Raw genomic sequence first — 6,715 nt, forward strand, 5'->3', positions numbered from 1 at the left:
TCTTTCTTGCAGTCAAGAACTGGGCCACTGATGGAAAGACCGACTCCCCCAAAAAGTCCAAGACCAATCTCAGGTGAAATCTCAAGTTTCACACCATTTGTTCCAAATTCACCGGATGCTGAAACTAACACACCTTTACCATACGAACCCTCAACCTTTGTCCCAAAATTGAATGCTCCAGACTCTCCGCCCCAATTCTTACTAACTCCAATATCTAGTGCGGGAAAGCGCTAATACCCATACACGCAAAAATATGCTTTGATTCGCATCCATTTTTTTTTGAACAGTAGTAGCAAGGATGCCATCAAAGCATACCCAGCAGATTATTTTGTCAGAACAACAACGTAACGACCTGGAACTCATTATTCGCCAACGGAAAAGCTCTCAATCCATAGTGCTCAGAGCCAAAATCATATTGGCGGGAGCTGAAGGGAAAAGCCTTTTGGGGACAACAAAAGAGCTCGGATGTAACCGTGAAACCGTCACACGCTGGCGGAAGCATTGGGTTGAGCGTAGTGATGAACTCACTGTTTTAGAAAAACTGCAAGAAGCACCTCGCCCTGGTGCAAAACCAATATTTACCGAGGAGCAAATCTGTTTGATTGTCGCCATGTCCTGCGACAAGCCTGAAGACCACGGCTACCCATTCAGCCATTGGTCTGAAAGTTCACTGGCTATGGCGGCTCAGGATAAAGGCATCGTCCCATCGATCTCGCAGAGACAGGTGGGGCGATTTTTAAAATCAGGCCGATATTCGTCCCGATAAAGTTAAAGGTTGGGTTGATACCCCTCGGGATGAAGCCTTCGAAATACATAGCACCGACGTATGCGACACGTACCGTCAGGCTATGGAACGTGCTGAACAGGGAGTTCGCACTATATCTTTTGATGAAAAAACGGGTATACAAGCGTTGGAGCCACTGACAGCGGGAAAACCTGTGAGGCCCGGGCATATTGAAAAGCGTGAGTTCGAGTATAAACGACACGGGACTCAGGCCTTGCTGGCAGGCATGGATGTGGTAACAGGCAAGATTATTCCTCTGGTAAGAGCTACACGGACGGAACAGGATTTTGCAGACTGGCTTGATCGCATGCTGATGAGTGATCCTGCTGCTGCAGGTTGGCATTTTGTCATGGATCGTCTGAATACCCATATGTCAGAGGCTGCGGTCAAGGCTGTCGCCAGGATTGAAGGTACAGCGGAAAAAGAGCTGGGAGTGAAAGGCAAATCCGGCATTCTCAAGAACATGAAAACACGGGCTGCTTACCTGAGCGATGTGTCCCACAAGATTGTGTTCCACTATACCCCGAAGCACGCATCATGGTTGAACCAGATAGAGATATGGTTTTCGATTCTGGTGAGGCGCTTTCTGAAGCGAAACAGTTTTACATCGACCGAAGACCTGAAGGCACGTCTCCACCAGTTTGTGGAGTTCTTTAATGAGAAAATGGCCAAGCCTTTTAAGTGGACTTATAAAGGTCGGCCATTACAGGTGTAGTTCTGTATGGGTATTAGCGCTTGGCTGCACTAGGTTACCCAGGCTAGGTTTCCATGAACCTTTAGCTCCTCCAGCTAAGCCCACAAAAACACCTCCTGAAATTCCATCATCAGTTATTGAGAGCGTTCCTGACCCACCTAAACCAACACCAAGACCTGCAGAGAGAGTTCCTTTTAGTTTATCCGGCATTCTTGCGATCAAATCGCAAAGACTAACAAATAACCCCAATGGGTCTATATACAATGCAGGGTTAGCTAATGCATAAACATATGAATTTGCTCCACCGAGAAGGCCGATCGGGTCATTTTGAATATATCGACCTAAACTTGGAGCATAATCACGATGACGGTTGTAATACAACCCACTCTCACCATCCGCATACTGCCCGGGGAAGCGAATATTAAACCCAAGGCTCTCACCTCTGGTGATATCCGCAACACCATACGGCGTCAGGTTAGTTGCCCAGAAAGTGCTACCAGCCTGATCCGTCATGGCTCTTGGCGTTACTAGCTGATCTGCATGCACATCATACACACCATCCGACGTTTTGTACTGAAGCGGCGCAAAACCAAGTGCATAGCGATACTGTTTGATCAGTGCATTGTTACTGTCGTATTCCGCGACAATGCTGTTACCCTGCCACTGAAAGCGGGTTACTGTGCCGTTCACGCTTTTGAGCACGCGGCGGCCCAGGGCATCGTGGGCATACTCAGCGATAGTCGCTGGCGTCGTGGCACCGGCGGGGTAGTCTTCAAACCGCACCATACGACCACGGTTGTTGTAGCTGAACGCCTGGTAGCGGTTATCCGCCTTGTTGATTTTCTTCACCAGGTTACCGGCAGCATCGTACTCGTAGGTGTGGGTGCGGTCTTCCAGTAACTTGTTGAAAGCGTCGTATTGTTGCCCGGCTTCCAGTCGGTTGCCCAGGGCATCGTACTGGTAGCTGTAGGTTTCAGCGCCGTGGGTGGCACTGACCAGCCGGTCGATGGCGTCGTACTGGTAAGACCACTGCGCACCGTCGCCGGTTCGGTTGGTGAGCAGACAATTACTGTCGTATTCATAACCGTAATCGATACCGGCCATATCGGTGTAGTTCTGACGGGTCAGCTGGCCTGCGGCGTCGTATTCCCAATTTCTGGTGCGGCCATTGGGGTAGTTGATGTCTTTCATCTGGCCCATAGGTAGGCGTTCCCACGGAGACCGTGGGAACGAGGTGAAATTATTTTTCAAAAGTTATAGCTTTGCCTACAAAACCATCTTTTGAAACCCAGCTTAAATTTTGTGCCACATATTCACAAACACGCTGAGGCTCAATGAATACGAATAACTTCAATCTGAATTCATGACATTCACCCTTAAATGTGAGAGTTTTAAAGGCAAGACTTCCCCCTCCACTAATTTGCAATGATTCAAACCTGCCCCACGAAATTCGGTTTTTGAATGGTAGCTTAATTCCAACATTGTCAATACTAACTAGATACCATCGCAGATTAATCATCAATATAAATGTCGTGACAATTAATGCAATAAAGAAAACTATTTTCGTAACTAGAATCCACTCTATATCCTTGACTCCAAGAATTAAAACGGTGATTGCAAATGCTGCAAGGGCTAAAAGATATATTAACCCCATGATTACTATCTGTAGGCGAAAATAGTTTTTCTTAAACATAAAAAGTCCTATTCAGCTCGGCAAACATTATTCCCCAACACATCACTAAAGGCACCCTCAAGTTCAGCTCTACATTGTGGGTCAGCGTAACATAACGCACTAGCAACGGAGCCACCAATAGCTCCACCAATTGCACCGCCCCACGCAGTTGCTCCGCCTGATGATGCGCCACCAATTGCACCACCAATTGCACCAGATGCTATTTGCCCACCTGGTCCAGGAACTACTGAACCTACAACACTACCTGCTATTGCCCCACCCACAGCATATGGATTACCGGATGCAGCAGCTGGGATGACAGAGCCTCCGGCACCTAACGTGGCATCAAATTGTGCAGAAACAACTCCTACAGATCCTCCAACAACAGCACCTGCAACGGCACCGCCTATTGCTCCGGCCACAGCTCCAAAAGGCCCTCCAGCTGCAGCGCCTGCTGTACCACCAGTGATGCCTCCATTGATTGCTCCGCCAATCGCTCCTCCAACCCCGGCACCTATAGTTGCTGCTTCACTAGCAGTGATTAGGCCAAAGGGGTCAATAAAAGTATTTGGATTACTCAATACGTATAAGTAGGCATTTGTGCCAGACGCCAACCCAATTGGATCCCCCTGCACATACCGCCCAGTTCCCGGCGCATAATCCCTGAACCGGTTGTAATACAAACCACTTTCACCATCCGCATATTGGCCTGGGAAGCGAACATTAAACCCAAGGCTCTCACCTCTGGTGATATCCGCAACACCATACGGCGAGAGGTTGGTTGCCCAGACATTGCTGCCAGCCTGATCCGTCATGGCTCTTGGCGTTGATAGCTGATCTGCATGCAAATCATACACACCATCCGACGTTTTGTACTGAAGCGGCGCAAAACCAAGTGCATAACGATACTGTTTGATCAGTGCATTGTTACTGTCGTATTCCGCGACGATGCTGTTACCCTGCCATTGGAAGCGGGTTACTGTGCCGTTCACGCTTTTGAGCACGCGACGGCCCAGGGCATCGTGGGCATACTCAGCGATAGTCACTGGCGTCGTGGCACCGGCGGGGTAGTCTTCAAACCGCACCATACGACCACGGTTGTTGTAGCTGAACGCCTGGTAGCGGTTATCCGCCTTGTTGATTTTCTTCACCAGGTTACCGGCAGCATCGTACTCGTAGGTGTGGGTGCGGTCTTCCAGCAACTTGTTGAAAGCGTCGTATTGTTGCCCGGCTTCCAGTCGGTTGCCCAGGGCATAGTACTGGTAGCTGTAGGTTTCAGAGCCGTGGGTGGCGGCTACCAGCCGGTCGATGGCGTCGTACCGGTAAGACCATTCGGCACCGTCGCCGGTTCTGCGGGTCAGCAGGCCGTTGCTGTCGTATTCATAGCCGTAATCGATACCGGCCATATCGGTGTAGTTCTGGCGGGTCAGCTAGCCTGCGGCGTCGTAATCCCAGCTACTGGTGCGGCCATTGGGGTAGGTGATTAATAGGTATGCATTCCCACAGAGACCGTGGGAACGGTGTGCCGCAGCACACCAATGGAGTCTGAAGGATAATTCTCCTGACGTGTGGAAGCTGTAGGAAAGATGGCGGTAGGCCCGCCGAAGTCGGCTGTCGGAAGCAGGCTTCAAACCACCTCAAGCGGCTGTCATTAAGAGTGGTGGTCGTGAGCGTTGGGGAAAAGGCGAACAATGAGTCGTCAGGTATGGTACAGAGAGATGAGTAAACCCGAATCTTCGTTGAAGCGTTCGAAAGGTCCATTTTTGACATCAAAAGCTGGGGCTCGTTCCTCTCCAGTGATCAGTCTGCAGGTGAATTCCGAATGCTGTGCAGGCGGTGTCCGGCGTATAGAAGGCATGACTCTGTACTGGGCTTTCCTATGGAACTGCGGGAACCAGTCGTGCGGATGTTAAGGGAGACTCCCAAGTGGCGGAACCACAAGGGCTTGAGTACCGATGCTGCGCACTGGGGCGGAGCCGTTCGTAGTAGTGTTGAAGCTTCTGTAATGGGGGTGGAGCGAAGGGGCGGCGTCAGGCGGTTTTCTGTGATACCCAACAATATGTGAGGGATCTTGCTTGTGGGCCTGAAAAGAGGATCTTGTCTGGATGCCTGCAAAGGACGTAGCCAGCAACCTGTTGAAGGTATATCAACAACCTGAACATATGGGAGGAGGTATTGGGTGAAAACAGGGCAACTCATGGTACTGCGGCTCAGCAAATGATACCCAATGGAAGTCAGGTATCACCCGAGTGAGTTTTCGGTCAGTGAGTCAGTCTGCCTGATGGGAGCGGTATGAGTCGAGAGGTTCACGTACCGTTCTGCGAGGGGCTGGCGGGGAAGTTCCGCCGGTCTACTCACCAGGTCATTATTGTTCAATTATCTATCAAGCTACCAATTTCTTCAATAAGCGCAGAATGGTTATCTGTACTTGATGATATATAATAACTTGTATTTTTCTCTACAACGATAATATGTTCACCATTTTTAGGGAATAAAAACTGAAGATAACTCCTTTCCAAAATTCCGTCCGTATCACGACAGAAGGAAGCATTTTCAATCCCAACAACCTTCCCTGAAAATGTTTTCAAATTCAAAGGGATTCCACTTTTAGTTTCCAATTCTTTTGCCGTTAAAGATGTAACAAACAAAGCTAAAACACCACGCGAGAAATGGTAAAGGGAAAAAATAATCCCAATAATGAATATACCTTTTTCCCACAATTGATAACCACTTTGAAAAAGTGAGTAAACAAATAATACTGCGATAATCAGTGGGCAAATTAGCACACAAACAAGAAACCAGTATAGCCAACCATTTTCCCCTAGCGACCTATTAAACCAAATACACTTCTGATCCATTGCTTATTGCCCTAAAGCAGTGCCAACAGCACCTGAAGCAGTTGATGGTCCCCAACCAATAACGGCACCTGAAACAGCACCGGCACCACGTGTAATACCAGCAGCCCAACCACCGCCAATAGCAGAACCTGCAACCGATCCCCAATTGATGTTCGTATTATTACAGGGGTCATTATCAACATTATTTCCCCATACTTGACCACCTAAGTTACCGAAACCACCAAGCAATGCAGATGTGCCAATACCAATAGTACCACCGGTTGCCCCAGTAACAGCACCTGTCAGCGCACCAGTACCAAAGCCTATAGCACCTGCAATTGCAGCATTTTGCCAACCTGCCCCCGTAGCAAGGGCACCAGTTACCGCAGAAACTCCGCCGATAACACCACCTATAACGCCACCTATAGCCGCACCGGGCAGACCTAATTCCCCAGTCGGATCAACATACATTACGGGGTTTCCACCTGCATAAGCGTATGTATTCAGCCCCCCGCGAAGCCCAATCGGATCCCCCTGCACATACCGCCCACTACCCGGCGCATAATCCCTGAACCGGTTGTAATACAACCCACTCTCACTATCCGCATACTGGAAGCGAATATTAAACCCAAGGCTTTCACCTCTGGTGATATCCGCAACACCATACGGCGTGAGGTTGGTTGCCCAGGCAGTGCTGCCAGCCTGATCCGTCATGGCTCTTGGCGTTG

The 6,715-nt window shown here is 49.3% G+C and carries 7 protein-coding genes; 2 read left to right on the top strand and 5 right to left on the bottom strand.

Translation table 11 applies throughout. The features are described 5' to 3' along the window. The first annotated feature begins 298 nt into the window (after nt 1–298). Nucleotides 299–766, top strand: coding sequence for a helix-turn-helix domain-containing protein (locus tag ACO6VE_RS23475; protein WP_422463817.1), 468 nt, complete (start codon nt 299–301; stop codon nt 764–766). A gap of 82 nt (nt 767–848) precedes the next feature. Beyond that, a complete protein-coding gene (locus ACO6VE_RS23480; protein ID WP_422463819.1) occupies nt 849–1,499 on the top strand; it encodes a transposase in 651 nt (216 codons plus the stop codon). Here the strand turns inward: ACO6VE_RS23480 and ACO6VE_RS23485 are convergent. The 5 genes from ACO6VE_RS23485 to ACO6VE_RS23505 form a co-directional block, all read right to left on the bottom strand. Continuing rightward, nucleotides 1,488–2,678 (bottom strand): RHS repeat domain-containing protein, encoded by a 1,191-nt coding sequence (locus ACO6VE_RS23485; RefSeq protein WP_422463821.1) that lies wholly within the window; start codon nt 2,676–2,678, stop codon nt 1,488–1,490. The genes ACO6VE_RS23480 and ACO6VE_RS23485 overlap by 12 nt on opposite strands. Before the next feature lie 40 nt (nt 2,679–2,718). Beyond that, nucleotides 2,719–3,171 carry a hypothetical protein gene (locus ACO6VE_RS23490; RefSeq protein ID WP_422463823.1) on the bottom strand — a complete coding sequence of 151 codons (453 nt, stop codon included), beginning with the start codon at nt 3,169–3,171 and terminating at the stop codon, nt 2,719–2,721. A gap of 8 nt (nt 3,172–3,179) precedes the next feature. Then, entirely contained in the window at nt 3,180–4,556 is a 1,377-nt protein-coding gene (locus tag ACO6VE_RS23495; RefSeq protein ID WP_422463825.1) for an RHS repeat domain-containing protein, read from the bottom strand. A 966-nt stretch (nt 4,557–5,522) separates the two neighbouring features. Next, nucleotides 5,523–6,008: a hypothetical protein gene (locus ACO6VE_RS23500; protein WP_422463827.1), complete on the bottom strand. Its 486-nt coding sequence runs from the start codon at nt 6,006–6,008 to the stop codon at nt 5,523–5,525. Nucleotides 6,009–6,011: 3 nt separating this feature from the next. Then, nucleotides 6,012–6,715 (bottom strand): RHS repeat-associated core domain-containing protein (locus tag ACO6VE_RS23505; RefSeq protein WP_422463829.1); only part of this gene is annotated, 704 nt, incomplete at its 5' end.

This window comes from Endozoicomonas sp. ALB115, from assembly GCF_049310245.1.
In the GTDB taxonomy this organism is placed as follows: domain Bacteria; phylum Pseudomonadota; class Gammaproteobacteria; order Pseudomonadales; family Endozoicomonadaceae; genus Endozoicomonas.